Source organism: Mesorhizobium sp. WSM4819 (genome assembly GCF_055811215.1).
In genome coordinates this window covers 233,860-258,777 of sequence record NZ_JBVVQO010000004.1, presented here as the reverse complement: position 1 = coordinate 258,777, position 24,918 = coordinate 233,860, and the positions used below count along the sequence as shown (strand labels likewise).

Below are 24,918 nucleotides of genomic sequence, written 5' to 3'. Positions count from 1 at the left end.
TTCAAATCCTGTCCCCGCAACCAAATCCACAAAACGGCCCGCATCACGCGGGCCGTTTTGCGTTTGCAGCCTGGCGCGCACGCCTTCTCCGGCGCGGAAGCGATCAGGCGGTCGAGTTCAGGTCGCCAACGGAGCGGTTCGATTGCCGGAAGTGACGAAAGCGCCGCGATAGATGTTACCCATGGAACAATCATGCCTGCAGGCCGGGTCCGAAGGTTTGGTGGTAGATCGCCTCGATCCGCTCCGCCTCGTCATCCGTTAGAGCGGCGAATTCCCTTTCACTGGCGCGGTTCGAAAGGCGGCCGCCGTCCTGATGAAGGAAGCGAAGGAGCAGATCGGTTAGACGCTCCGGCATGTCGATGAAGGCATCGACCTGCTGCCGGAACTGATCGTAGCGGCGCAGGAAGGCGGTCTCGTCGGGAATATCCTTTTCTATCGTCCGCCGGACGCAGGCGTAGAGAAATTCGGCGTGGGGCGTCGCGTCGAAGAAGCGGTAGAAATCCCCAGTGTCGTTCAGGACGCGGACATTGAATTGCGGCGTCGGCTGCCATTCGATCAGCGGCAGCAGGCGCTGCGAATAACTCTCAAGCACGCCCCGGTACTCGTCGATTTTCTCCAGTATCGCGGCCGAAACAGGGGACACTACTCCTCGCGGGTTGAAGCCGCGCGCGGCAAGGACATGATGGATCAGGTAGCGGTGAATGCGGCCGTTTCCATCTTCGAACGGGTGGATGTAGACGAATCCGAATGCGAGGATCGCCGCGACGATGACCGCATCGAGGCTTTGGGCGGGGCCGCGGTCGAACGCGACCATGCCGTCGATCAACGATTCCAGGTCCTCGGGCCGGGCGCTGATGTGATCGGGCAGCGGCATGCGGTTGTCGCGGTCATGCCCGCCGACGAAGCCGCCCTCCTGCCGGAAGCCGAGCTTCACGAAGCGGGCATCGCCGAGCACGATCCTTTGCAGGCGCAGCAGTTCATCGCGGTCAATCGGCTGACGACCGGCCTCGCCGATGGCGCGGCCCCAGCGCTGGATGCGGTCCTGCGGCGGACGCTCGCCCTCTATCGCATAGCTTGATCGCGAGTCCTTGAGCAGAAGGAAAGCGGCCGTCCGAGCAAGCAGGTCGCGCGGCACGTTCGCGATGATTGCCTGCGCACGCCGAGGCAGGTCGAGGCCGATGAATTCTTCAAGGGCTTTGGTGCGGAACACGAGCGGGCAGAAATACGGCGTGCCGGGCAGGTTGTCCTTCACGCGGTAGCGCGGAGCGGTCTTGCCCTGCGCCGCCCATTGCAGTTCGGGGTCGACAACAGGAACATAGCGTCCGGCGGTCGCGTCGGGGAGATCGAGGCGCGTGTCCGTCAGCCACTCATAGAGAAACCAGATCCGGCGGGCGTAGCTGCCGGTCGGGCTTTTGCGAACAAGCGCTTCAATCGGTGCGGTTCCGGTCGCCAGAAACAGCCGCTTGAGGATTGCCAGGTCCAGTCCTTCGTATTTGAGAGCGAAGGTCAGGTGGCCTTCAAGGGTTGAATGCGGCGCATGCCGGGGCGTCATGATGCGCCAGCCGTCCCGCTCGGTGATGCGGTGATGCTCGCCGGTGGCGGAGAGAGTCCGCGGCAGAGGCACGGCAAGCCCATAGGCCCCGATCAGCGCGCTGTAGCCGGCAAGAGTCGCGGTTTCAGGAAGGCGCAGTTCCTGAAAAACGTTCACCGGCCCTGAAAATTGATGCTCCTGCGGAGCAGCCATGAAAACCGTACCTCGGGTTCGAATTTTCGATCCGCCAAAATCCCTGAAAAATGATTCTAACTTATGAAAAATGATGCGTCAAATGCGTATCTCGCGAAAAGTGATTCTGAGGGGAGCTGAAAAACTGCTTGAAAAGACTTTTTGCTGCTGGTCGGGTTCGTCTGTTCAGCCCGCGCCTCTACCGCAGGCTTTCCAACTCGCGGATGCGTTTGGCGCCGTCGGCCTCGAGCTGCCGGGTGACGGCGCCGATCAGCGTTTCGGCCACGACGAAAAGGGCCGCCGAAGAATCCCAGGCCGAGGGCACGGCGGTGCGCCCGGCGATGACATGGCGGGCAAAGCGGGCGATTGGCGACAGCCACTGGTCGGTGAACAGCACGATCTGCACGCCGCGCTGGTGTGCCGTCTCGGCGAAGCGGACCAGGCTGTCCTGGTAGCGCCTGATGTCGAAAATCACCAGCACGTCGCGCTTGCCCATGTCGATCAGCCGATCGCGCCAGACGCTTTCCTGTCCGGCGAGGTGAAAGACGTTGGGCTGGATGATGGCGAGGTGGGCGGCCATGTAGCGCGCCAGCGGATCGGTGAAGCGGCCGCCGATCAGGAAGGTTTTGCCGCGTCGGTCGGCAAGCTTTGCGACGATGTCGGCAAGCTGCTTGTCGGACAGGTGCCTGAACGTTTCGCGCATGTTGTCGAGCGTCGCCTCCAGCATCGGCGACACCGCGCCGCCGTTCGGCGATGGCGGGTTGAGAGTGCGCGATGCCGGCGACTGCAGTTGCGCCGCCAGTTCGTCCTGCAGCGCCGACTGGAATTCCGGGTAGTTCTGGAAGCCGAGGCGGGCGACGAAACGCAGGATCGTCGGCGAGGAGACGCCAGCGGCAGCTGAGAATTCGGCGACCGTCTTCAGGCCGATCAGCGGATAGCTGGCGATCAGCGTCTGCGCTGCGCGGCGCTCGCCCGCCGGCATCGTGCCGATGCGGTCCGAGATCAGTTCGGCAATGCTCGAAATCATCTTTTCCCCATGCCCGGCCGTTTTGCCGAAATCGCATTTGACCCGAAATCGCATTTGACAAAGCCGGACAAACTGTATGAAATCATCCACAGGGACGCAATGAGGCAAAATACGTAACATACGATACAGCGCTCCCCGGGGACGACAGGATAATGGAGACAGCACGGCCCGCCAGCCTTGCATCGCCTGAAACCGTAGGGGTGACGAACCCCGGCGGATCGAGCCCTTTCGTGCTGACCTGCGACCACGCCTCCAATTTCCTGCCGCCGGAATTCGGAACGCTCGGCCTTGCTGCCGAAGAGCTTTCCCGCCACATCGCCTGGGATCCCGGCGCGCTGCCGGTGGCCCGCCGCATGGCCGCGGCGCTTGACGCGACGCTGGTCGAGACCCGCATTTCGCGGCTTGTCATCGACTGCAACCGTCCGCTCGACGCACCCGATCTGGTGCCGCCGGTCAGCGAGACCACAACCATTCCGGGCAATGCCGGCCTGTCGCAAAAGCAGCGCGCCGCGCGCATCGCCCTGTCCTGGCAACCTTTTCACGATGCGGTCGCTGACATCATCGACACAAGGCTGGCGCGCGGGCTCGAGACGCGGCTGGTTTCAATCCATTCCTTCAACCCGGTCTACAACGGCAAGAGCCGGCCCTGGCACATCGGCGTCATCCATGACGAGGATCGTCGGCTGGCAGCGCCGCTCGTCGCCGCGCTGCAGCGGCTCGCCGGCGTCACGGTCGGCATCAACGAACCCTATTCGCCGGCCGACCGTGTCTATTTCACGCTGGAACGGCACGCGCGCCCGCGGGAGCTACCCTGCGCGATGATCGAAATCCGCAACGACGAAATATCCGACGAAGCCGGGCAGCGAAAATGGGCGGATCTGCTCACGGGGATTTTTTCCGATCTCGAGCCGTCATCCGGATCCCAGGGATCTGGTTGGCGCGGGCTCGGCCATCCGGTGGAACCGGTCAACTGACAAGAAGAAGGGGACTTTCAAATGGCAGGCGGTAATACGAAGCAAGTTGGCAGCGTCGCATACGCGAAGCGCGACAAATCTTATTTCGAGGACCGGCAACTGGTGCGTCACGCCAATGTCTGGCATCTGTGGGCGCTCGGCGTCGGCGCCGTCATATCCGGGCATTTTTCGGGCTGGAATTTCGGATTCGGGACAGGCGGCTGGGGCGGCATGCTGGTGGCCGGCATCATCATCGCCATCATGTATGTCGGCCTCGTCTTCTCGATCGCCGAGATGAGCCCGGCTTTGCCGCACACCGGCGCTGCCTACTCCTTCGCCCGGACGGCGATGGGGCCGTGGGGCGGCTTCATCACCGGGCTTTGCGAAAACGTCGAGTATGTGGTGACGCCCGCCGTCATCGCCTTCTTCATCGGCTCCTATATGGGAGGCATCTGGTCGGTCGCCTTTCCCGACTCCAGCGTCTGGCCACCACTCTGGTGGCTGGTGACCTATGGGCTGTTCCTGGCGTTGAATATTTTCGGCGTCGCGCTGTCCTTCCGCGTCACGCTGATCGTCACGCTGCTGTCGCTGGCCGTGCTGATTGTCTTCTGGATCAGCGCTATCCCGAGCATGGACTTTTCGCGCTGGGCGTTGAACATCGGCGTCGGTCCGGACGGAGCGGCGATGGAGCTTCCCGAAGGAAATGGCTCGATGTTCCCGTTCGGTTTCTCGGGCGTGCTGGCAACGTTGCCCTTTGCGGTTTGGCTGTTCCTGGCGATCGAGCAGCTTCCGCTGGCGGCGGAAGAATCGGTCGATCCCAAGCGCGACATGCCGCGCGGTATTATCGCCGGCATGCTGACGCTGATGGTCTCGGCCTTCATGATCGTGCTGCTCAACCCGTCGGTCGTCGGCGTTGGTTCGTTCAAGCTCGCGACTTCCGGCGAGCCTCTGCTTGACGGGTTCCGGGCGATTTATGGCGACTCGGGCGCAGTGCTGCTTGGCGTCATCGCGCTGATTGGATTGATCGCAAGCTTCCACACCATCATCTTCGCCATGGGCCGCCAGGTCTATTCGCTGAGCCGCGCCGGCTATTTCCCGTCGGCGCTGTCGGTCACCCACAAATCGTATAAGACGCCGTATGTGGCGATGTTTGCGGGCGCCATCGTCGGCTTCGGCATCATGCTGATCATGTGGTTCGCGCTTGGCGGCGCTACGGCCGGTTCGCTCATCGGCTCGGTGTTGCTGAATATGGCGGTGTTCGGCGCGATGTTCTCCTACATCCTGCAGGCGGTGTCCTTCATCCTGCTGCGCCAGAACCAGCCGAACATGGAACGTCCCTATCGCAGCCCGCTCGGCGTCCCGGGCGCCGTGCTGACGATCATCATCGGCGTGGTCACCCTGCTCTACCAGATTCAGGACGCGAACTTCACCAAGGGCGTGGTCTGGGTGGCGCTGTGGTTCGCCATCGCGATCGTCTATTTCGGGCTGGTCGGCCGTCACAAGCTGATCCTGTCGCCGGAAGAAGAGTTCGCGCTGGAGCACGCGCAGAAAGCCTAACCCTGCCTCGGACCTCAAGAAACACCCGGCCGCTTCCTGCGGCCGGGTCCAGAGTTGAACTCTCGAAGCGCCACAAAGGCGGCGGAGCTTGCAAGAATGGCCGGAAATTTCTCGTTCGATCAGTTGAAAAAGGCGGTCTCCAGCGGTGAGGTCGATACGGTGCTGGCGTGCATTGTCGACATGCAGGGGCGGCTGGCGGGAAAGCGGTTCCTGGCACAGTATTTCGTCGATTCCGCCCATGACGAGACGCATGGCTGCAACTATCTCCTGGCCGCCGACATCGATATGGAACCGGTGCCCGGCTACAAGGCGGCGAGCTGGTCGAAAGGCTATGGCGACTTCGTCATGAAGCCGGATCTGTCGACGCTGCGGCGCATTCCATGGCTGGAAAAGACGGCGCTGGTGATCTGCGACGTGCTCGACCATCACACCCATGACGACTTGCCGCATTCGCCGCGCGCCATCCTGAAGAAGCAGGTCAAGCGGCTGAGCGAACGCGGCTATCTCGGCTATTTCGCCTCCGAGCTCGAATTCTATCTGTTCAGCGAAACCTACGATTCCGCCCGCAAGAAGCACTGGCAGGGCCTCGACACAGCCTCGCCCTATATCGGCGACTACCAGATCGGCATCACCACCAAGGAAGAAGGCGTCATGCGCCGGCTGCGCAACGAGATGCAGGCAGCCGGCATTCCGATTGAGAACTCCAAGGGCGAGTGGGGTCCGGGCCAGGAAGAAATCAATGTCCGCTATGCCGAGGCGCTCGAGATGGCCGACCGCCACGTCATCCTGAAGAACGGCGCCAAGGAAATCGCTGAGTCCGAAGGCAAGGCGGTTTCGTTCATGGCCAAGTACAATTACGGGCTGGCCGGCAATTCCAGCCATATCCACAATTCGCTGTGGAGCGCCGACGGCGAGACGCCGCTTTTTTACGACAGAAAGGCAGAATGGACGCTGTCGACGCTCGGCCAGCAATGGGCGGCGGGCCAGCTCAAATATGCCAGGGAATTCACCTGGTTCCTGGCGCCCTACGTCAACTCCTACAAGCGCTTCCAGGCCGGCACCTTCGCGCCGACCAAGATCATGTGGAGCGAGGACAACCGCACCGCCGGTTTCCGCCTGTGCGGCGAGGGCACCAAGGGCATCCGCATGGAATGCCGCATCGGCGGCGCCGACCTCAACCCCTATCTCGCCTTCGCCGCGCTGATCGCGGCCGGCCTTGCCGGCATCGACGAAAAGCTTGAACTGCAAAAACCCTTCGTCGGCGATGCCTATCAAGCCTCGCAGCTGCCGGAAATTCCGAAGACCCTGCGTGATGCCACCGAGACGCTGGCAAAATCGGAGATGTTGAAGCAGGCGCTCGGCGACGGCGTGCTCGAGCATTATGTCCATACGGCGCACTGGGAGCAGTTCGAATACGACCGCCGCATTACCGACTGGGAGCTGCACAGGGGGTTTGAGCGGTACTAAACTACGCCAGCGTCGCCGTTCAGCTTTGCTGCCGGACGGGCGGGCGGCTCAAAACCGAGATTGTCGTAAATTGCGAGGACCCAAGGAATGACCGAAACGGTCAAGATAAAATCTCCCGTCGACGGTTCGATCTATGCCGAACGGCCCATCGCCACGGACCAGGCGATCAATGCGGCGGTCGAGCGTGCCAAGGCGGCGCAGGAGAAATGGGCTGAGACGCCGATCGTCGAGCGCGGCAAATACATGCTGGCCATGCTGGAAGCGCTGGTCGCCATGACCGACGAGATCGTGCCGGAGATCGCCTGGCAGATGGGTCGTCCGGTGCGCTATGGCGGCGAGTTCGGCGGCGTCAAGGAACGTACCAGCTACATGGTCGAGATCGCCGAAGCGGCACTCAAGCCGGTGATGGCCTCCAATCCGAAGGACGGGTTTCGCCGCTATGTGAAGAAAGTGCCGCTCGGCGTGGTCATGGTGATTGCGCCGTGGAACTATCCCTATCTCACCGCCGTCAACACGATCGTGCCGGCGCTGATGGCCGGCAGCGCCGTCATCCTCAAGCATGCGGCGCAGACGCTGCTGGTCGGAGAACGTTTTCAACAGGCGTTCGACAGAGCAGGCCTGCCAAAGGGCCTGTTCCAGAACCTCGTCATGAACCATGCGCAGACCGAAAAACTGCTCGGCTCAGGCAAGATCGACCATGTCAATTTCACTGGGTCGGTTGCCGGCGGCCGCGCCATCGAAAAGGCCGCGGCGGGCACCTTCATGACGCTCGGCCTCGAACTCGGCGGCAAGGATCCGGCCTATGTCCTGGCCGACGCCAAGATGGACCATGCCGTCGCCAACCTGGTCGACGGCGCCTTCTACAATTCCGGCCAGTGCTGCTGCGGCATCGAGCGCGTCTATGTCCACGAGAAGGTCTATGACGAGTTCGTCGAAGGTTTCATCGCCGAAACCAAGAACTACGTCGTCGGCAACCCGCTCGACCAGGCGACGACGATGGGGCCGATGGCCCAGGCGCGCTTCGCCGACCTGATCCGTGAGCAGAAGGCCGAGGCGCTGCGCAAGGGCGCCAGGGCACACATCAACATGAAGCTGGCCAACGACGAGCAAGGCTCGCCTTACCTGGCGCCGGAAGTGCTGACCGAGGTCGACCACCAGATGAGCGTTATGCGCGAGGAAAGTTTTGGGCCGATCGTCGGCATCATGAAGGTGCGCAACGACGAAGAGGCGATCGCGCTGATGAACGACAGCCCCTACGGGCTGACGGCCTCGCTCTGGACGCGCGACACCGAGCATGCGGCGGCGATCGGCGATCGCATCGAGACCGGCACCGTGTTCATGAACCGCTGCGACTATCTCGATCCGGCGCTGGTCTGGACCGGCGTCAAGGACACCGGCAAGGGCGCTGCCCTGTCGGCCATCGGCTACGACAATCTGACGAGGCCGAAATCATATCATCTGCGTGAAGCCATCTGATTTTCTGAAAGATAAAAATGACAAAATTGATTTCCAAATGGAACTACCCGACAACCGTGCGCTTCGGCGCGGGGCGCATCAAGGAATTGCCTGATGTGCTTGATGCGACCGGCATCAAACGGCCGCTCTTCGTTACCGATCCAGGGCTGGCCAAACTTCCGGTCGTCGCTTCTACCTTGAAGATCCTCGACGACGCCAAGGTGCCCTATGGCGTGTTTTCCGAGGTCAAGCCGAACCCGGTCGACTCCAACCTGACCGCCGGCATTGCGGTGTTCAAGAAGGGCAAGCATGACGGCGTCATCGCCTTCGGCGGCGGCTCGGCGCTCGACCTCGGCAAGCTGATCGCCTTCCAGGCCGGCCAGGCGCGGCCGGTCTGGGATTTCGAAGATGTCGGTGACTGGTGGACGCGCGCCAACTCCGATGCGATCGCGCCGATCATCGCTGTGCCGACCACCGCCGGCACCGGATCGGAAGTTGGCCGCGCCGGCGTCATCACCAATGAAGCGACCCATACCAAGAAGGTCATCTTCCATCCGAAACTTTTGCCGGCCATCGTCATCGCCGATCCGGAACTGTCGGTCGGCATGCCCGGATTCATCACCGCCGGCACCGGCATGGACGCGCTTGCTCACTGCCTCGAGGCCTATTGCGCGCCGGGCTATCATCCGATGGCCGACGGCATCGCGGTCGAAGGCGTGCGGCTTGTCTTCGAGAACCTGCCGAAGGCCTTTGCCAACGGCAAGGACCTCGTCGCCCGCGCCCATATGATGAGTGCGGCCGCCATGGGCGCCGCCGCCTTCCAGAAAGGGCTGGGCGCCATCCACTCGCTGTCGCATCCGATCGGCGCGCTCTACGATACCCATCACGGCATGACCAACGCTATGTTCATGCCCTATGTGCTGGCCTTCAACCGCGACGCCATCGAGGTGCGCATCGCCCGGCTCGCGGCTTATTGCGGCATCAAGGGCGGCTTCGAAGGCTTCGCCAAGGCCGTCATCAAGCTGCGCAAGGAATTGAAGGTGCCGCACGCGCTGCCGGGCCTGATCAAGGGGCTCGACATGGACAAGAAGCGCAAGGGCCTGATCGCCGACATGGCGGTGGTCGATCCGACCGCCGGCGGCAACCCGGTCAAGCTGACCAGGAAGGCGGCGCTGATGCTGCTCGACAACGCCATTGCCGGCACCGTCTGAGACGGTTTTTCGCGCCGAAAATTGATCTGGAAAATGAGGGCAAAGAAAGGGGAAGGGATGAAAGGTAAGACCGAAATTCGTTAGCCGGAAAAATAATCGCGGAGCGATTGCTACAGCCGGTTAAAAAGAGTTTACTTTTTCGTACTGCAGGGCATCGCTTTCACAAAGCTTTCATCGGCCTGTCACACGAAAACGATACCGCATCGCAGGCGTCCAGCGGCGTCAGTTCAACGGAGAGAGAACACATGTTCAAATTCACGGGAAAAGTGCTTTCCCTTACGGCCGTCGCCCTGATGGCGACCTCTGCCATCTCGTCGGCGCAGTCCATGGATGAACTGGTCGCCGCCGCCAAGGCGGAAGGCCAGCTCACCACCATCGCGCTGCCGCACAGCTGGTGCGGCTATGGCGACGTCATCGCCGGCTTCAAGGCGAAGTATCCGGAGATCACCATCAACGAGCTCAATCCCGATGCCGGCTCCGGCGAAGAGATCGAGGCGATCAAGGCCAACAAGGACAATAAAGGCCCGCAGGCGCCTGATGTCATCGACGTCGGCCTGTCTTTTGGCCCGTCGGCCAAAGCAGACGGCCTGATCCAACCCTACAAGGTGTCGACCTGGGATACGATCCCTGACAGCGCCAAGGATGCCGATGGCTACTGGTACGGCGACTACTACGGCGTGCTCGCCTTCGGCGTGAACAAGGCCGTCGTGCAGAACGCACCACAGGACTGGGCTGACCTGCAGAAGCCGGAATACGCCAACTCGGTGGCGCTCGCCGGTGACCCGCGCACGTCGAACAACGCCGTCATGTCGGTCTACGCTTCGGGCCTCGCGGCTGGCGGTACCGGCGGCCAGGACGCCGCCGCCAAGGGTCTGCAGTTCTTCAAGCAGCTCAACGATGGCGGTAACTTCGTGCCGGTCGACGCTGAAGCGGCAGCTGTCGCCCAGGGCACGACGCCGATCGTGATGAACTGGGACTACAACCTGCTTGCCATGCGCGACAAGATGGCCGGCAATCCGGAAATCGAAATCGTCGTGCCAAAGGGAGCGGTGGTCGCGGGCGTCTACGTACAGGCGATCAGCGCCTATGCGCCGCATCCGAACGCCGCCAAGCTGTGGATGGAGTATCTCTACTCGGACGAAGGCCAGCTCGGCTGGCTGAAGGGCTACTGCCACCCGATCCGCTTCAATGATCTCGCCAAGAAGGGCGTGATCCCGAAGGAGATGCTGGACAAGCTGCCGGCCGCCGAGAACTACGAAAAAGCGATCTTCCCAACCCTGGAGGAACAGAACGCTGCCAAGAAAGAAATCAGCACGAACTGGGATGCCATCGTTGGCGCCGTCGTGAAGTAATTCATAGGGCGCCGGGCGGTTCGCAGCCCGGCGCCCTATGCCAAGTTCGGGAATTCCATGGCAGACTCCACAATTTCCCAGACAGCCCGCGTCAGTCCTGGCGCGCCGGAGATCAGCCGCCCACGGCTGCCACTGCATTGGTTAGGCATAACTCCGTTCTTCGTTTTCGCGCTGGTCTTTCTGATCTTGCCCACGGTAGGGCTGATCGCGGGCGCGTTCAAAAATGCAGCCGGCGACTATACGTTCGACAACATCATAGCATTGTCGCAACCCAAGCTCGCCGCGGCCTATTGGGTTTCCATTCAGATCAGCTTTGTCTCTGCGGTCCTTGGCGCCTTGATTGGCCTGGCAATGGCGGTGGCAGTGGTTCGCGGAGGCTTGCCGCCGTGGTTACGCTCGGCAACATTGACCTTCTCGGGCGTCGCCTCGAATTTCGCCGGCGTACCGCTGGCATTCTCGTTCATCGCGACGCTAGGTCGGCTCGGAGTGGCGACGATCCTGTTGCGAGACATTTTCGGCATTAACATCTATTCGCTCGGCTTCAGTATCTTTTCGTTCTGGGGTCTGATTCTCACTTACCTCTATTTCCAGATTCCGTTGATGATCGTCATCATCACGCCGGCGGTCGATGGGTTGAAGAAGGAATGGGGCGAAGCTGCCGCGACGCTCGGGGCAACCAATTGGCAATATTGGCGCATGGTGGTCATCCCGGTGTTATGGCCGAGCTTTCTCGGTACGACGGTCCTCCTCTTTGCCAACGCGTTCGGGGCGGTCGCAACGGCCTATGCACTGACGGGACCGTCACTCAACATCGTGCCAATCCAGCTGTTCGCGCAGATTCGCGGCGACGTGCTTTACAACCCGAATCTAGGTTATGCGCTTGCATTCGGCATGATCGTGATCACCGGCTTGGCCAATCTCTTCTATATTTTGTTCCAACGGCGAGCCGAACGGTGGCTGAAATGAAGCAAGGCAGCCGTTTTTGGGCTTGGCTCGTTTTTGGCGTGGGAACCACTTATTTCGTCCTGCCGCTTGTGGCGACCTTTGAATTCTCGTTGCGTAAGCGGCGAGGGGAATACTCCTTTGACGCCTACCGCTCGGTCTTCGGAGATCCGAATTTCCAGACGACATTTACCTATTCCGTCGTTGTGGCGGTATTCACCATCCTTTTGGGCGTGCTCCTCGTTGTCCCGACGGCTTACTGGATACGGCTGCGGCTACCGCATCTGCGGCCGGTCGTAGAGTTCATCACGCTGCTGCCGCTGGTTATCCCCGCTATCGTCATCGTCTTCGGCTACATCAGAATGTTCGGTTCGAATTCAACGCTGCCTTTTCTGGCGACAGCGCGCGGCACCGATGCTCTGCTGGTCATCGGCTATGCAGTGCTGGCGCTGCCCTATATGTACCGGGCGGTCGATACCGGTCTCAGGACCATCGACGTCAGAACGCTCACCGAAGCCGCACAAATCCTCGGCGCCGGCTGGACCACCATCATCGCCCGCATCATCCTGCCGAACGTACTGATCGCTGTCTTATCTGGCGCTTTCCTGAGTTTTGCCATCGTCATCGGCGAGTTCACCATGGCCTCGCTTCTGAATCGCCCGGCCTTCGGCCCCTATCTGCAGAACATCGGCGCCAACAGTGCCTATGAGCCGTCGGCACTGGCGCTTATTTCGTTCGCCATCACCTGGGGCTGCATGTCGCTGATCCAGATCCTGTCGCGTTTTGCGCCGCGATCGGCGAACCGGCCAAACTGATCGAAAAAGTACTGACCGAAAGAAAAGCCATGGCCGAGCCATTCCTCTCCATCCAGCAGGTTCGAAAAGCCTTCGGCGCCACCACCGTCGTCCAGGACTTCAATCTCGACGTCGAGCCGGGCGAATTCGTCTCGTTCCTCGGGCCGTCGGGCTGCGGCAAGACGACGGTGCTGCGCATGGTCGCCGGCTTCGAGGAGCCGAGCGCCGGCAAGATCGTGGTGGCCGGCAAGGACATCACCCGGCTCAAACCCAACCAGCGCAATGTCGGCATGGTGTTCCAGGCCTACGCGCTGTTTCCGAACCTGACCGTAGCGCAGAACATCGGCTTCGGGCTGAAGGTCGCGGGCATGCCCAAGGCCGATGCCGACAGGCGCGTTGCCGAGATGCTCGACCTCATCAAGCTGCCGCAGATGGGCGACCGCTATCCCTATCAGCTCTCCGGCGGCCAGCAGCAGCGTATCGCGCTGGCGCGGGCGATTGCGCCGAAGCCGAAGCTCCTGCTGCTCGACGAGCCGCTGTCGGCGCTCGACGCCAAGGTGCGCGTGTCGCTGCGCGAGGAAATCCGCGCGATCCAGAAGAAGCTCGGCATCACCACTGTCTTCGTCACCCACGACCAGGAAGAGGCGCTGTCGATCTCCGACCGCATCGCCGTCATGTATGGCGGTAAGGCCGAGCAGGTCGGCACGCCGTTCGAGATCTACAACCGGCCGGCAACCAAGTTCGTCGCCAATTTCGTCGGCACACTGAACGTGCTCGAAGGTACCGTCACCGACGCGGCGTCGGGCAAGGTACGCGTCAACGCGCAAGAGATCTCGCTGCGGGGAAAGCTCAACGGCTCCAAGTCCGGCGACACGCTGTCGCTGGCACTGCGGCCCGAGGCGATTTCGCTCGGCCGCCATCCTGGCCGAGACTCCAGCCTTTCGGGCGAGATCACCGATGTGCATTTCCTCGGCTCGGTCATCCGGGTTCGCGTCGGCATCGGCGGCAGCACGGTGTCGCTCGACACCTTCAACAGCCCGGCCTCGCCGCCGCCCGCTGTCGGCGAGAAGGCCGAGATTTCGTTTTCGTCGGGCGACATGCTTGTGCTGCATTAGGGGCGGAGTGAGTAGTGAATGGTGAATGGTGAATAGTGAATAGCAAGAAGGCGCTTTACGCGGCGAAATTTCTTTGCAACCGACCATTCACCATTCACCAGCCAAAGCCGGTCGCCGTTTTTTTGCAGTGCCAATCGCCCGGCTTCACCGGTACGGTAGGGCATGGCGCTTTTCGAGCTGACCCTTATTCTTCTGCTGATCGCCGTCGCGCTGACCGCGTTGTCGCGGCGTCTCCAGATTCCTTATCCCTCCTTGCTGGCGTTGGCCGGCGCAGGCATCGCCTTTCTGCCGTTTGCGCCGACCATCGAGATCGATCCCGAACTGGCGCTCGCCTTGTTCATCGCGCCGGTGCTTCTTGACGCGGCCTACGACACGTCGCTGCGCGATCTCAATCGTTACAGACTGCCGCTTGTCTTGCTGGCGCTTGGCGCCGTCGTTTTCACCACCGCTGCCGTGGCGCTCGTTGGATGGACAATGGCAGGCCTGCCGATCGCTGCGGCCATCGCCCTTGGCGCGATCGTGGCGCCGCCCGATGCCGTCGCGGCGTCTGCCGTGCTTGGACAGTTCAAGGTGCCGCACCGCGTCACCGCGATCCTGCAAGGCGAAAGCCTGCTCAACGACGCCACGGCACTCCTGATCTACCGCATGGCGGTTTCGGCCGCTGCCGGCTCCATCCTGCTGAGCAGCGCTGTTCCAATGATCTTGCTGTCGACGGTCGGCAGCCTTGCCGCTGGTTATGTGCTCGGCCAGTTGTCTCTCGTCACCCTCAGTCGGATCAGAGATCCGGCAAGCGGCACGGTGGTGCAATTTGCCGGAACATTCGGCGTCTGGATCCTGGCCGACAGGATCGGGCTCTCCGCCATTATAACAATCGTGGTCTATGCCATGACCATCGCGCGCACCGCGCCGCGCCGCATGCCGGCCAGAAATCGCGTCAGTTCCTACTCGGTCTGGGAGACAGCGGTCTTCGTGCTCAACGTGCTGGCATTCGTCCTGATGGGACTTCAGGCACGGTTGATCGTCGGCCGGCTTGCCGAGCAGGGGCAGGTCGAAGCGTTCGTCTTCGCCGCAGCCGTGCTGGCTGTCGTCATCGTCTCGCGTCTCGTCTGGGTGCTGGGATGCGGCGCGATCATGAGGTGGCTTGCCAGCTTCGGTGACGCGGATCGGCAGGCCGAAGCCCCGTCGTTTCGCGGCGGCGTGCTGATCGGCTGGTGCGGCATGCGCGGTCTGGTCACCCTTGCGGCAGCTTTTGCCTTGCCGGCCGACTTTCCGGGCCGCGACCCGATCGTGCTCGCCGCTTTCTCGGTCGTCCTCGGCACATTGGTGCTGCAAGGCATCAGCCTGAAGCCGCTGCTGCGCTTGCTTCGTCTCGATCCGGATGAAATTGTCGACCGCGAAGTCGCGCAGGCGCGCGTCGCCATCATGCAGGCAGCGCTGGACGTGTTGAGCGGCAAGACATCGAATGCCGCGGCTGTGGTCCGCGAGCAATTTACGGCGCAGCGCGTGATCGCCGAAAATCCTGACGACGCCCAGGCTGCGACCGAGTACGACAGGTTGCGGCTCTATGCCATCAAGAGCCAGCGTGACGCGCTGGAACAACTGCGTATCGACGGGACGATCGGCGACGAGGCGTATCATCGCCTGGAGGAGGAAATCGACTGGTCGGAATTGGCCGCCTCTCCGCCCGGACGATTCCAGCCGCTGACGACTTAGAGCGCTGCGTGGCCCAAGCTCTGTCCATCCAGCTGCACATTGCAGCCGATCAGCCCAACGGCTACTGCTTTCAGGAAATTGAGCCGGGTAAGCAATGAAGCTGGTCAGCTACAACATCCAGTACGGGTTCGGCGGCGACGACCGCTATGATCTCGCGCGGGCGGCGCGTGTCGTGGCGGGCGCCGACATCATCGCCTTGCAGGAAGTGGAGCGGCACTGGCAGCGCAGCAACGAGGACGACCAGCCGGAACTTCTTTCGCGACTGCTGCCCGAATACTATTGGGTTTATGGGCCGGCCTTCGACATGGACGCCAGCGAGCGGCGTGACGGCCGCATCGTCAACCGGCGGCGGCAATTCGGCACCATGATCCTGTCCAAGCTGCCGATCGTCTGGTCGCGGCTGCACACGCTGCCGCTGCGCCGCACCGTGCGTCCGCTCAACACCCGCAACGCCGCGCTGGAATGCATGATCCACACCCCTGCCGGTCCGGTGCGGGTGCTGTCGCTGCATCTCGCGCATATCGCCGCCGAAGAGCGGCTGGAGCAGATCGACTATCTGCTCGCCGAGCATCGCCGGGCGCCGTCCGACGGCGGCCCGTGGAGCGGCGCCGACGACGAGCCCGTGCGCAACTGGAGCAATGGCGAGCCGGAGCCGGAAAACCCGCTGGCGGCAATCTGGATGGGTGATTTCAACATGGAGCCGGGCAACGCCGAATACCGGCGCATCGTCGGCAGCACGCCGTACCATCGCGGGGCTGCCTATCTCGACGGTTTTGTCGATGCCGCCGCCGTCGCCAGCGAACCAATGTCGGATTTCCACACCCATGTGAAGACCATCGACGGCAGGCTGGCAAAGCGCCGGCTTGACCATTGCCTCGTCGGCGGAATGTTGGCGGGACGGGTGCGCTCGGTCAGTGCCGATATCGACGAAATCGCCTCGGATCATTTTCCGCTGCGGGTCGACATCGACCTGGAAACGCCGTTCGCGACGGGGGAAGGCGCATGAGCCGCCGATGACCTTGTTCGTCTTCTTGGCGGTGCTTGCCGCCGCCGCCATGCACGCGATCTGGAACGCGCTGGTCAAGGTCCATCTCGACCGTTTTTTGTCGATCACGCTGATGACGCTCGGCATGGGCGCCGTGGCGCTTCTGGCGCTGCCTTTCGTCGAGGTGCCGAAAGCGGAAGCGTGGCCTTATATCATCGCCTCGGTAATCTTCCACATGGGCTACAGGACGTTCCTGATCGGCGCTTACAAGGCCGGCGATTTCGCCCAGACCTATCCACTGGCGCGCGGCACCGCGCCGCTGCTGGCAGCACTTGGCGGCATCGTGGTCGTCGCCGAAGTCCCGGCGCCGCTCGCCATCCTCGGCATTGTTCTCTTATCGGCCGGGACGCTGGTTTTGTCGTTTCGCGGCGGCGCGCATCTGGAAAGGCTTAACCTGCGCGCCGTCGGCTTTGCGCTGGGCACCTCGATCTTCATCGCCAGCTATACGCTGTCCGACGGCAGCGGCGCGCGGCTGGCCGCGACGGCGTCCAGCTATGCCGCATGGCTGTTCGTCTGCGATGCGCTGTGGGCGCTGGTGCTGTGCCTGATCTTCCGCGGACCAAAAGCGCTGCCGGTGCTGGCGCGCGACTGGAAGGCGGGCGTGTACACCGGCGTGCTCAGCGGCGCCGCCTACTGGATCGTGATGTGGGCGATGACCAAGGCGCCGATCGCCTCGGTCGCGGCGCTGCGCGAAACCTCGATCCTGTTCGCCATGATGATCTCGGTGTTTGCGCTCGGCGAGAAGATGACCGCCTGGCGCGGTGCCGCCGTGCTCAGCATTGTTGCCGGCGTCGTCGCGCTGAGGCTTGGATAGGCTAAAGCGCGTCGCGTTCGACCGACCTCACGACGCGCTTTGGATTGTTGTTTTATGCATGTCGTTAACGCAAAACCGCTGCACACCCTCGGGTCAGTGCCCGAGGGCATGCTTTTGCGCGACATGCATTAAGCGCCTATCTCGAGGTCGAACACCATCAGCCCGTCGGTTCCGCCTTCAAGCGCCGCGACCAGCCGAGCGCCGGCTCGGCTGTGAGCCTCATGCACCAGGTAGGCGTCGCGTGCGGCGGCATCGCTGAAGTCGATGGTGAAGCCGTGCGTGAAGCCGCGCGCGAACGGTTCTGGGCTGACATTGGCGCTGAATTCGACCTTGGCCATGCCGTCGATCACCGACCGCAGCGCCTCAAGATCGGCATGGATTGCCGCGCGCTCGTCGTCGGTGACGTCATTGCGGAATCGAACGAAAACACAGTGCCTGATCATTCTTGGAATCTCATGCCGCTTGGTTGGTGGAAAACACGGCCGGCGGCAGTGGTTCGCGGCCAAGGATCAGATCGGCGCCCTTTTCGCCGACCATGATCGTCGGCGCATTGGTGTTGGAGGAGGGGATGCGCGGCATCACCGAGGCGTCGCAGACGCGCAGGCCCTCGATGCCACGCAGCCTGAGATCGGGCGTCACCACGCTCATCGCATCATGGCCCATGCGGCAGGTGCCGACAGGGTGGTGGTCGGTCTTGGAACTGCGGCAGGCATAGTCGAACAGCTCGTCGTCGCTGGTGAGTGTCGGCCCCGGCAGCACCTCGCGCAGCACGTAGGGGGCCAGCGCTTTCTGCCGCATGATCTCGCGTGCCAGCCTGAGGCCCTTGATCGACATGTCGCGATCGTAGGGGTCGGACCAGTAATTCGGGTCGATCAGCGGGCGGTCGGCCGGGTCAGCGCTGTTCAGCCGCACCGTGCCGCGCGAACGCGGGCGCAGGAAGGCCGAGTTCAGCGTCACGCCCGGATTTTTCAGTTTTTCGACGCCGGCCTCGATGCCGGAGCCGAGGCCGAGATGCAGCTGGATATCGGGCGAGGCGGCGGTCGGGTCGGCGTACCAGAAGCCGCCGGTCTCGAACAGGCTGGAGGCAACCGGGCCTTTTTTCAACAGCAGGTATTGCAGGCCGGCCCACACCGTCCGGTGCAGCTTGGCGTAGTTGTCGTAGGTGTGGTCGCCGGTGCATTCGGCAATGACGAACAGGTCGAGATGATCCTGCAGGTTGGAACCGACGCCGGGCAGATCGTGCACCGGCGTCACGCCCACCGACTTCAGATGGTCGGCCGGGCCGATGCCCGATTGCATCAGCAGCTTCGGCGAGCCGATGGCGCCCGACGAGACGATTACTTCGAGCTCGGCGCGCAGGATTTTCTTCTCGCCGCCCGGCCTGTCGACGATCTCGACGCCAGTGGCGCGGCCCTTGTCGATGACGATGCGCGTCACCAGCACATCAGTCCTGACGGTCAGGTTTTTTCGCGCGCGGATCGGCTTGAGATAGGCGACCGAGGCGGAGGAGCGTCTCGCGTCCTTCTGCGTCAATTGGTAATAGCCGACGCCTTCTTGGGCTATCCCGTTGAAGTCCGGATTGAACGGAATGCCCATCTCCTGTCCGGCGCGGAAATAAGCCTCGCAGATCGGCAGCGGCGCAATCGGGTTCGACACGCCGAGCGGACCCTGGTCGCCGTGAAAATCATTGGCGTAGCGCTGGTTGTTCTCGGCCCGCTTGAAATAGGGCAGCACGTCGCGATAGCCCCAGCCGGCAAGGGCCTCTTCCTTCTCCCAGGCGTCGTAATCGCGGGCGTTGCCGCGTGTGTAGATCTGGGCGTTGATGGAGGAGCCGCCGCCGATCACCTTGGCCTGCGTGTACCGGAAGACGCGGTCCTTCATGTGCTTTTGCGGCACGGTCGACCAGCCCCAGGCGGCGATTCCCTTGGTCATTTTGGCGAAGCCGGCCGGCATGTGGATCAGCGGGTGCCAGTCCTTGCCGCCCGCTTCGAGCAGCAGCACTGAATTCGATGGCTCTTCGCTCAGCCGGTTGGCCAGCACGCAGCCGGCCGGGCCGGCGCCGACGATGATGTAGTCGGTCATGGCGTCACCTTTTCACAGCCTCGGCACCGACAGCGCGCCGTCGACATTGATGATCGAGCCGGTCGAAAAGCCGAGTTTGCCGCCGGCGAGTGCCACTACGGCGGCGCCGACATCGGCGGCTTCGCCCCAGCGCTTTGCCGGCACCAGCCCGCCGTCGATCAGCGCATCGTATTTGGCGGTTACCCCCGCGGTCATGTCGGTGTGGATGATGCCCGGCCGCAGCTCGAACACACCAATGTTTTCGGCGGCGAGGCGTAGCGCCAAGGTTTTCACCCACATCGAAAGTCCGGCCTTGGAGATGCAGTAGTCGGCACGTTCCGGCGAGGCCATTTCGGCGCTGACCGAGGTGATGGTGATGATCGATTTCGGGTGGTCACCCGGCGCCGCAAGCATCGCCCTGGCAACGGCCTGGCTGAGGAAGACGGTGCCGCGCAGGTTGATGGCGAGGATCCGGTCGAAGTTTTCCGGTTTCAATTCCAGCAGGTCGCCACGTACCACGGCGCCGATACCGGCATTGTTGATCAAGCAGTCGATGCGGCCGAAGGCGCTTGTCGCGGCATCGACCAGTGCTGCATGGCTGTCGAGATCGGCAATGTCGCCGCAATGGTAGGCGAACTTCGCGCCGCGGGCGGTGATGTTAGCGACAAGCCCGTCGCCGGCTTTCTCGGAAAGGTCCATGACGAGGATATCGAAGCCGGCATCGGCCAGCGCCTCGGCGCAGGCAAGGCCGATGCCGCGCGCGCCGCCGGTGATGATGGCTGCCGGACGGCTCATGTGAGAACAAGCTCCCGCAGGCTGGCGCCGCCCCTCATCGCCCTGCCGGGCACTTCTCCCCGTATAGGGACGGGGAGAAGGACGCCTTCATCGCCTGCTTCGCCAATCGCCAGCGTTGCAAAAAAAGCGCCGAGGTTGCGGCCAGCGGGCTTCTCCCCGTGAACGGGGAGAAGGTGCCGGCAGGCGGATGAGGGGCGGCGCAGACCGATCATAGGACAAGCTCGCTCTTGCGGATGTGGTCGGCGACGCGCAACGCTTGTGCGGCGATCGACAGCGCCGGATTGACTGCGGCCGAGTTCGGCAGGAAGCCAGCGTCGACGACAAACAGGTTCTTGTGGTCGAACGAGCGGCAGAACGGGTCGAGCGGCGAGGTCGCCGGATCGTCGCCCATCTTGACCGTGCCGCACTGGTGCGACGGCGTGCGCTTGTCGAAAGGCCGCGACAGGACGATCGGATAGCCGCAGGCGCGGAAGTTCTCGCGCATCACCTTGGTCAGCCCGTCGAGCGACTGCATGTTGGAGCGCCGCCACTGCATGACGATGTCCTTGCCGTGGACCATGATGCGGCTTTCGGGGTCCGGCAGGTCCTCGCACATCAGATACCAGTCGACGGCGTGGCCGGCCATGAAGTCCAGCGCGAATTTGGGCGCAAGCTTGACGTTGGCCCTCAGCATATGACCGTCGATCTTGCCGAGAAGCTGGACGTTGCCGAGCGGCTTGCCGCCCTTGCCGTCGGATAGATAGTAGTCGTTGAGCATCAGCGTCTTCTGGTAGACGGAGGTGTTCCTGCGGCGCGGATCGATCGCCAGCATGGCGCTCGAATTGTGGTTCATGAAGTTGCGGCCGACCTGGTCGGAGCGGTTGGCAAGCCCGTTTCCGTTCGTGGACGGCGAACGCAGCAGGATGGCGGCGGAATTGACCGCGCCGGCCGAGAGGATGACCAGCTTCGGCGTCACCTTCTTCAGCGTGCCATTCTGGCTATAGTGAACGGCGGCGATCGTCCTGGCATCCGATGACGCTTCGAGATATTCGACATGGGCACCGGTCTCGAGCCTGATGTTCCGGTCGGCAAGTGCCGCTGTCAGCGGCCCCGATTGGGCGTCGACCTTACCGGTCCCGGTGTTGGGAAACGCGTCCCAGCCTGTCTTGCCGTCCTTTAGCCAGGCATCGATGTCGACGCCGAGCGGCAGCGATGCCGGATGCAAGCCGAGGCCCATGAGTTCGGCGCGGGCGCGGGCGATCGGCGGCTCGTCCGGCACCGGCCCGAAGGGGTAGGGGATCGAGTGGAACGGTTCGGTCGGGTCTTCGCCGAGTGCGCCGCGCACGCGAAAAAGCTGCTCGGCCCTGGAATACCAGGGCTCGAATTCCTCATAGGAGAACGGCCAGGCCGGCGAGACGCCGCCATAGTGCTCCATGACAGAAAAGTCTTGCCTGCGGTAGCGGATCAGCACCGCGCCATAGAATTTCGAATTGCCGCCGACATAGTAATAGTTGCCGGGATTGAACGCAGCACCCCCGGCCTCGCGCCACATCTCCTTCGGCCGGTAGTGGCCGTCGACGAAGATGGCGCGCGTGTCGCGCGTATGCGGCGTCGCCGGCAGCGGTTCGCCGCGCTCCAGCATCAGGATCGAGGCGCCACTGCCGGCAAGGCCGGAAGCGATCGTGGCGCCGCCGATGCCGGAGCCGATAATGACGATGTCCGGGTTTGTCATGGCTGTCAGAGGATGCGGTTCTCGGTCGCCGGATCGAAGAACACCGCCTTGGTCAGGTTGAAGGCGAGCGGCGTGCTGGTGCCCTGCTGGATGTTGGCGTCGGCGCGCAGACGCGCCACCACCGGCTTGCCGCCGAGATTGGTGACGGCGAAGGTGTCGGAGCCGGCCGGTTCCACGACTTCGATGTGACAGTCGGCGGTGGCGATGTTCGATGCGTTGCGTTCGGCTCCTTCAGGATCGGTCAGGGCCTCGGGACGGACGCCAAAAATGATTGGCTTGTCGTGGAATGCCGACAGACCGGTCGGCGCATCGGCCAGCGGCAGCGAGATCGGCTCGCGCGCCTCGCGCTGCAGCACCACGGAAAGCGCATTGCCATTGCCGCCGATCGTCGCCGGGATCAGGTTCATCGCCGGCGAGCCCATGAAGTCGGCGACGAACAGGTTGGTCGGGTTGTTGTAGATTTCGGCAGGCGTGCCGAACTGCTGCACCTCGCCGTCGCGCATCACCGCAATCTTGGTGGCCAGGGTCATCGCCTCGATCTGGTCGTGGGTGACGTAGACGATCGTGGTGCCGGTGGTTGCGTGCAGCCGCTTGATCTCGATGCGCATGTCGACGCGCAGCTTGGCGTCGAGATTGGAGAGCGGCTCGTCGAAGAGAAAGAGCTTGGGGTCGCGCACCAGCGCCCGGCCCATGGCGACGCGCTGGCGCTGGCCGCCGGAAAGCTGGCTCGGCTTGCGCTGCAGAAGGTGGCCGATCTGCAGCACCTTCGCCACCTTGTCGATCGCCTTCTGGCGCTCCTGGGCCGGCACGCCGCGCATCTCCATGCCGAAGGCAATGTTCCCCGCGACGGTCATGTTCGGATAGAGCGCGTAGCTCTGGAACACCATGGCGATGTCGCGCTTCGAAGGGTGGAGATCGTTGATCGTCCGTCCGTCGACACGGATTTCGCCTTCGGTGATGGTTTCCAGGCCGGCGATGGTGTTGAGCAAGGTCGACTTGCCGCAACCGGACGGGCCGACCAGCACGAGGAAGCCGCCCTTTTCGAGATCGAGGTCGATTCCCTTCAGGATCTCGACCGATCCGAACCGCTTCCTCAGCCCATTGATTTCGAGAAAAGCCATTCGATTATCCTTTGACGGCGCCGGCCATCAGGCCGCGCACGAAATAGCGGCCGGCGACCACATAGACGAGAAGGGTCGGCAGTGCGGCGATCATCGCCGCCGCCATGTTGACGTTGTATTCGACGACACCGGTCGAGGTGTTGACGACGTTGTTCAGCGCCACGGTCATCGGCATCGCGTCGCCGGTGCCCGCATAGGCCGAGGCGAACAGGAAGTCGTTCCAGATGTTGGTGAACTGGTAGATGACGGTGACGACGAAGATCGGCATCGAATTCGGCAGCATGATGCGCCGGAAAATCTGGAAGAAGCTGGCTCCGTCGACCTGTGCCGCCTTGACCAGTTCGGTCGGGAACGCCTCGTAATAATTGCGGAAAAACAAGGTGGTGAAGCCGAGCCCGTAGACGACGTGGACAAAGACCAGGTTGACCGTCGGATTGCCCAGGCCGAATGAAAATCCCGTTGCGTTTCGCAGCGTCACGCCGAAGCGGCCGAGGCTGCCGAGGATCGTCGCCATCGGCAATAGCACCGACTGGAAAGGGATGAAGCAGGCAAACAGCATCAGCCCGAAAACCAGCGTGTGGCCGCGGAAGCGCCATTTGGTCAGCACATAGCCGTTGAGCGCGCCGAGCAGCGTCGAGATCAGCACCGCCGGAACCACCATCTTGATGGAATTCCAGAAATAGCCCTTGATGCCGGCGCAGGTCAGGCCGACGCAGGTCTCGCCCCACGCCTTCAGCCACGGCTCGAAGGTCGGCGCCTGCGGCAGCGCCAGCATGTTGCCGTTCTGGATCTCGTCCATGGTCTTGAACGAGGTCACCAGCATGACGAACAGCGGCATCAGGTAGAACAGCGCGAACAGCGCCAGCAGGCCGTAGATGACGATGCGGTTGACGGTCCTGGCGCTGATGCCGCCAGTGCTCTGGCGAGCGGGCGTGGCAATGACGCTCATCGCGGTCGCTCCCTGAGCTCGGAATAAAGATAGGGCACGATGATCGCGGTGATGGTCATCAGCATGATCACGGCGCTGGCCGAGCCGACGGCCATTTCGTTGCGCTTGAAAGTGTACTCGTACATGAAGTTCGACGGCAGCCAGGCCGAGCCGCCCGGCCCGCCGCTGGTCAGTGCTACGACCAGGTCGTAGGACTTGATAGCGAGGTGAGCGAGCACGATGAAGGCCGAGAGGAACACCGGCCGCAGCAGCGGGATGACGATGCGGCGATAGAGCTGGAACGTGGTGGCGCCGTCGATCTGCGCCGCCTTCATGATCTCGCCGTCAATGCCGCGCAGGCCGGCGAGGAACATCGCCATGATGAAGCCCGAGGCCTGCCAGACGCCGGCGATCACCACGGTGTAGATGACGAAATCCTTGTTCTTGATCCAGTCGAAATGGAAGCTCGTCCAGCCCCACTGGTGCAGCGTCTGCTCAAGGCCGAGGCCGGGATCGAGGAACCATTTCCAGGCGACGCCGGTGACGATGAAGGACAGCGCCATCGGATAAAGATAGATCGGCCGCAACATGCCTTCGCCGCGGATCTTCTGGTCGAGCAGGATGGCCAGGAAGAGGCCGAGCGCCAGGCAGATGAAGATGTAGAGAAAGCCGAAAATGCCCATATTGGTGATCGACGTATACCAGCTCGACGGCGGGTCGCTCTCGAACGTCCAGCGCCATAGCCTCTGATAGGCACGCGGCCCAGTCAGCGCATAGGACGGGAAGGTCTTGGAGTTGGTGAAGGACAGATAGACCGTCCACAGGATGAAGCCGTATACGAAGACGATGGTGATCGCAAAGCTTGGCGCCAGCACGATCTTCGGCAGCGCGTCCTGCAGGCGCGAACGCACCGACGCGCCCGGGCGCGCATTATGCTCCGGCGTCAGCTTGATCTGGGTCGCGACCGTTGTCATGGGCTCCTCCCTCGCGGGTCCCTTCACCGCCAGGCGGGGAAGGATAGCCCCGTCGAGACGGGGCGTGTTGGTTGATCGCCGGCGCCATTCCGACCAGAAGCCGACCATCCTGGCTTGGTGGAACCTTCCCCACCGGAGCGGGGAAGGTCCTTTCATGTCG

At 62.8% G+C, this 24,918-nt stretch carries 22 protein-coding genes; 12 read left to right on the top strand and 10 right to left on the bottom strand.

Annotated elements, in window-relative coordinates:
* Window positions 1-190 precede the first annotated feature (190 nt).
* Window positions 191-1,744: a Fic family protein gene (locus AC0L18_RS06525; RefSeq protein ID WP_473491148.1), complete on the bottom strand. Its 1,554-nt coding sequence runs from the start codon at window positions 1,742-1,744 to the stop codon at window positions 191-193.
* A 178-nt stretch (window positions 1,745-1,922) separates the two neighbouring features.
* Entirely contained in the window at window positions 1,923-2,750 is an 828-nt protein-coding gene (locus AC0L18_RS06520; protein WP_023798113.1) for a MurR/RpiR family transcriptional regulator, read from the bottom strand.
* A gap of 152 nt (window positions 2,751-2,902) precedes the next feature.
* Between AC0L18_RS06520 and AC0L18_RS06515 the strand changes: the two genes are divergently transcribed.
* The 9 genes from AC0L18_RS06515 (at window position 2,903) to AC0L18_RS06475 (ending at window position 13,596) form a co-directional block, all read left to right on the top strand.
* Entirely contained in the window at window positions 2,903-3,724 is an 822-nt protein-coding gene (locus AC0L18_RS06515) for an N-formylglutamate amidohydrolase (protein WP_473491146.1), read from the top strand.
* A gap of 21 nt (window positions 3,725-3,745) precedes the next feature.
* The gene (locus tag AC0L18_RS06510; protein ID WP_128173805.1) at window positions 3,746-5,260 is read left to right on the top strand and encodes an amino acid permease; all 1,515 of its coding nucleotides are present in this window, start codon (window positions 3,746-3,748) and stop codon (window positions 5,258-5,260) included.
* A 96-nt stretch (window positions 5,261-5,356) separates the two neighbouring features.
* On the top strand, window positions 5,357-6,727 hold the full coding sequence (locus AC0L18_RS06505; RefSeq protein ID WP_473491144.1) for a glutamine synthetase family protein: 1,371 nt from the start codon (window positions 5,357-5,359) through the stop codon (window positions 6,725-6,727).
* An 87-nt stretch (window positions 6,728-6,814) separates the two neighbouring features.
* Window positions 6,815-8,203: an aldehyde dehydrogenase family protein gene (locus AC0L18_RS06500; protein ID WP_473491142.1), complete on the top strand. Its 1,389-nt coding sequence runs from the start codon at window positions 6,815-6,817 to the stop codon at window positions 8,201-8,203.
* Window positions 8,204-8,220: 17 nt separating this feature from the next.
* Entirely contained in the window at window positions 8,221-9,393 is a 1,173-nt protein-coding gene (locus tag AC0L18_RS06495) for an iron-containing alcohol dehydrogenase (RefSeq protein ID WP_473491140.1), read from the top strand.
* 245 nt (window positions 9,394-9,638) lie between these two features.
* Complete coding sequence (locus AC0L18_RS06490) at window positions 9,639-10,745, top strand: ABC transporter substrate-binding protein (protein WP_473491138.1); 1,107 nt, start codon at window positions 9,639-9,641, stop codon at window positions 10,743-10,745.
* Between the two features lie 57 nt (window positions 10,746-10,802).
* Window positions 10,803-11,711: an ABC transporter permease gene (locus AC0L18_RS06485; RefSeq protein WP_473491137.1), complete on the top strand. Its 909-nt coding sequence runs from the start codon at window positions 10,803-10,805 to the stop codon at window positions 11,709-11,711.
* Window positions 11,708-12,502: an ABC transporter permease gene (locus tag AC0L18_RS06480; protein WP_473491135.1), complete on the top strand. Its 795-nt coding sequence runs from the start codon at window positions 11,708-11,710 to the stop codon at window positions 12,500-12,502. The genes AC0L18_RS06485 and AC0L18_RS06480 overlap by 4 nt, the downstream gene beginning before the upstream one ends.
* A gap of 29 nt (window positions 12,503-12,531) precedes the next feature.
* Window positions 12,532-13,596, top strand: a complete 1,065-nt coding sequence (locus AC0L18_RS06475) for an ABC transporter ATP-binding protein (RefSeq protein WP_473491134.1) — start codon at window positions 12,532-12,534, stop codon at window positions 13,594-13,596.
* Here AC0L18_RS06475 and AC0L18_RS06470 read toward each other — a convergent pair.
* Complete coding sequence (locus AC0L18_RS06470; protein ID WP_473491133.1) at window positions 13,593-13,760, bottom strand: hypothetical protein; 168 nt, start codon at window positions 13,758-13,760, stop codon at window positions 13,593-13,595. The genes AC0L18_RS06475 and AC0L18_RS06470 overlap by 4 nt on opposite strands.
* Between AC0L18_RS06470 and AC0L18_RS06465 the strand changes: the two genes are divergently transcribed.
* The 3 genes from AC0L18_RS06465 (at window position 13,759) to AC0L18_RS06455 (ending at window position 17,168) form a co-directional block, all read left to right on the top strand.
* Window positions 13,759-15,309: a cation:proton antiporter gene (locus tag AC0L18_RS06465; RefSeq protein ID WP_473491132.1), complete on the top strand. Its 1,551-nt coding sequence runs from the start codon at window positions 13,759-13,761 to the stop codon at window positions 15,307-15,309. The genes AC0L18_RS06470 and AC0L18_RS06465 overlap by 2 nt on opposite strands.
* A 94-nt stretch (window positions 15,310-15,403) precedes the next feature.
* Window positions 15,404-16,315 carry an endonuclease/exonuclease/phosphatase family protein gene (locus AC0L18_RS06460; protein ID WP_473491130.1) on the top strand — a complete coding sequence of 304 codons (912 nt, stop codon included), beginning with the start codon at window positions 15,404-15,406 and terminating at the stop codon, window positions 16,313-16,315.
* A 7-nt stretch (window positions 16,316-16,322) separates the two neighbouring features.
* Window positions 16,323-17,168 carry an EamA family transporter gene (locus AC0L18_RS06455; RefSeq protein ID WP_473491129.1) on the top strand — a complete coding sequence of 282 codons (846 nt, stop codon included), beginning with the start codon at window positions 16,323-16,325 and terminating at the stop codon, window positions 17,166-17,168.
* Between the two features lie 128 nt (window positions 17,169-17,296).
* On the opposite strand, the gene AC0L18_RS06450 is transcribed toward AC0L18_RS06455, so the two are convergent.
* The 7 genes from AC0L18_RS06450 to AC0L18_RS06420 all read right to left on the bottom strand — a co-directional run bounded on the left by AC0L18_RS06450 (window position 17,297) and on the right by AC0L18_RS06420 (window position 24,758).
* Window positions 17,297-17,611 (bottom strand): Dabb family protein, encoded by a 315-nt coding sequence (locus tag AC0L18_RS06450; protein ID WP_091600405.1) that lies wholly within the window; start codon window positions 17,609-17,611, stop codon window positions 17,297-17,299.
* 10 nt (window positions 17,612-17,621) lie between these two features.
* On the bottom strand, window positions 17,622-19,250 hold the full coding sequence (locus AC0L18_RS06445) for a GMC family oxidoreductase (protein WP_473491128.1): 1,629 nt from the start codon (window positions 19,248-19,250) through the stop codon (window positions 17,622-17,624).
* Between the two features lie 12 nt (window positions 19,251-19,262).
* The gene (locus AC0L18_RS06440) at window positions 19,263-20,024 is read right to left on the bottom strand and encodes a 3-ketoacyl-ACP reductase (RefSeq protein WP_473491127.1); all 762 of its coding nucleotides are present in this window, start codon (window positions 20,022-20,024) and stop codon (window positions 19,263-19,265) included.
* A gap of 208 nt (window positions 20,025-20,232) precedes the next feature.
* Entirely contained in the window at window positions 20,233-21,735 is a 1,503-nt protein-coding gene (locus tag AC0L18_RS06435; protein WP_473491126.1) for a GMC oxidoreductase, read from the bottom strand.
* Between the two features lie 5 nt (window positions 21,736-21,740).
* Window positions 21,741-22,856 (bottom strand): ABC transporter ATP-binding protein, encoded by a 1,116-nt coding sequence (locus tag AC0L18_RS06430; RefSeq protein ID WP_473491124.1) that lies wholly within the window; start codon window positions 22,854-22,856, stop codon window positions 21,741-21,743.
* Window positions 22,857-22,860: 4 nt separating this feature from the next.
* The gene (locus AC0L18_RS06425; RefSeq protein ID WP_027153273.1) at window positions 22,861-23,805 is read right to left on the bottom strand and encodes a carbohydrate ABC transporter permease; all 945 of its coding nucleotides are present in this window, start codon (window positions 23,803-23,805) and stop codon (window positions 22,861-22,863) included.
* The gene (locus AC0L18_RS06420; RefSeq protein ID WP_236392586.1) at window positions 23,802-24,758 is read right to left on the bottom strand and encodes a carbohydrate ABC transporter permease; all 957 of its coding nucleotides are present in this window, start codon (window positions 24,756-24,758) and stop codon (window positions 23,802-23,804) included. The genes AC0L18_RS06425 and AC0L18_RS06420 overlap by 4 nt, the downstream gene beginning before the upstream one ends.
* Window positions 24,759-24,918: the final 160 nt, after the last annotated feature.

Coding starts and splice junctions, on each gene's coding strand:
- AC0L18_RS06525 (WP_473491148.1), bottom strand. CDS start 1,744: ATGGCTGCTCCGCAGGAGCATCAATTTTCAGGGCCGGTGAACGTTTTT.
- AC0L18_RS06520 (WP_023798113.1), bottom strand. CDS start 2,750: ATGATTTCGAGCATTGCCGAACTGATCTCGGACCGCATCGGCACGATG.
- AC0L18_RS06515 (WP_473491146.1), top strand. CDS start 2,903: ATGGAGACAGCACGGCCCGCCAGCCTTGCATCGCCTGAAACCGTAGGG.
- AC0L18_RS06510 (WP_128173805.1), top strand. CDS start 3,746: ATGGCAGGCGGTAATACGAAGCAAGTTGGCAGCGTCGCATACGCGAAG.
- AC0L18_RS06505 (WP_473491144.1), top strand. CDS start 5,357: ATGGCCGGAAATTTCTCGTTCGATCAGTTGAAAAAGGCGGTCTCCAGC.
- AC0L18_RS06500 (WP_473491142.1), top strand. CDS start 6,815: ATGACCGAAACGGTCAAGATAAAATCTCCCGTCGACGGTTCGATCTAT.
- AC0L18_RS06495 (WP_473491140.1), top strand. CDS start 8,221: ATGACAAAATTGATTTCCAAATGGAACTACCCGACAACCGTGCGCTTC.
- AC0L18_RS06490 (WP_473491138.1), top strand. CDS start 9,639: ATGTTCAAATTCACGGGAAAAGTGCTTTCCCTTACGGCCGTCGCCCTG.
- AC0L18_RS06485 (WP_473491137.1), top strand. CDS start 10,803: ATGGCAGACTCCACAATTTCCCAGACAGCCCGCGTCAGTCCTGGCGCG.
- AC0L18_RS06480 (WP_473491135.1), top strand. CDS start 11,708: ATGAAGCAAGGCAGCCGTTTTTGGGCTTGGCTCGTTTTTGGCGTGGGA.
- AC0L18_RS06475 (WP_473491134.1), top strand. CDS start 12,532: ATGGCCGAGCCATTCCTCTCCATCCAGCAGGTTCGAAAAGCCTTCGGC.
- AC0L18_RS06465 (WP_473491132.1), top strand. CDS start 13,759: ATGGCGCTTTTCGAGCTGACCCTTATTCTTCTGCTGATCGCCGTCGCG.
- AC0L18_RS06470 (WP_473491133.1), bottom strand. CDS start 13,760: ATGCCCTACCGTACCGGTGAAGCCGGGCGATTGGCACTGCAAAAAAAC.
- AC0L18_RS06460 (WP_473491130.1), top strand. CDS start 15,404: ATGAAGCTGGTCAGCTACAACATCCAGTACGGGTTCGGCGGCGACGAC.
- AC0L18_RS06455 (WP_473491129.1), top strand. CDS start 16,323: ATGACCTTGTTCGTCTTCTTGGCGGTGCTTGCCGCCGCCGCCATGCAC.
- AC0L18_RS06450 (WP_091600405.1), bottom strand. CDS start 17,611: ATGATCAGGCACTGTGTTTTCGTTCGATTCCGCAATGACGTCACCGAC.
- AC0L18_RS06445 (WP_473491128.1), bottom strand. CDS start 19,250: ATGACCGACTACATCATCGTCGGCGCCGGCCCGGCCGGCTGCGTGCTG.
- AC0L18_RS06440 (WP_473491127.1), bottom strand. CDS start 20,024: ATGAGCCGTCCGGCAGCCATCATCACCGGCGGCGCGCGCGGCATCGGC.
- AC0L18_RS06435 (WP_473491126.1), bottom strand. CDS start 21,735: ATGACAAACCCGGACATCGTCATTATCGGCTCCGGCATCGGCGGCGCC.
- AC0L18_RS06430 (WP_473491124.1), bottom strand. CDS start 22,856: ATGGCTTTTCTCGAAATCAATGGGCTGAGGAAGCGGTTCGGATCGGTC.
- AC0L18_RS06425 (WP_027153273.1), bottom strand. CDS start 23,805: ATGAGCGTCATTGCCACGCCCGCTCGCCAGAGCACTGGCGGCATCAGC.
- AC0L18_RS06420 (WP_236392586.1), bottom strand. CDS start 24,758: ATGACAACGGTCGCGACCCAGATCAAGCTGACGCCGGAGCATAATGCG.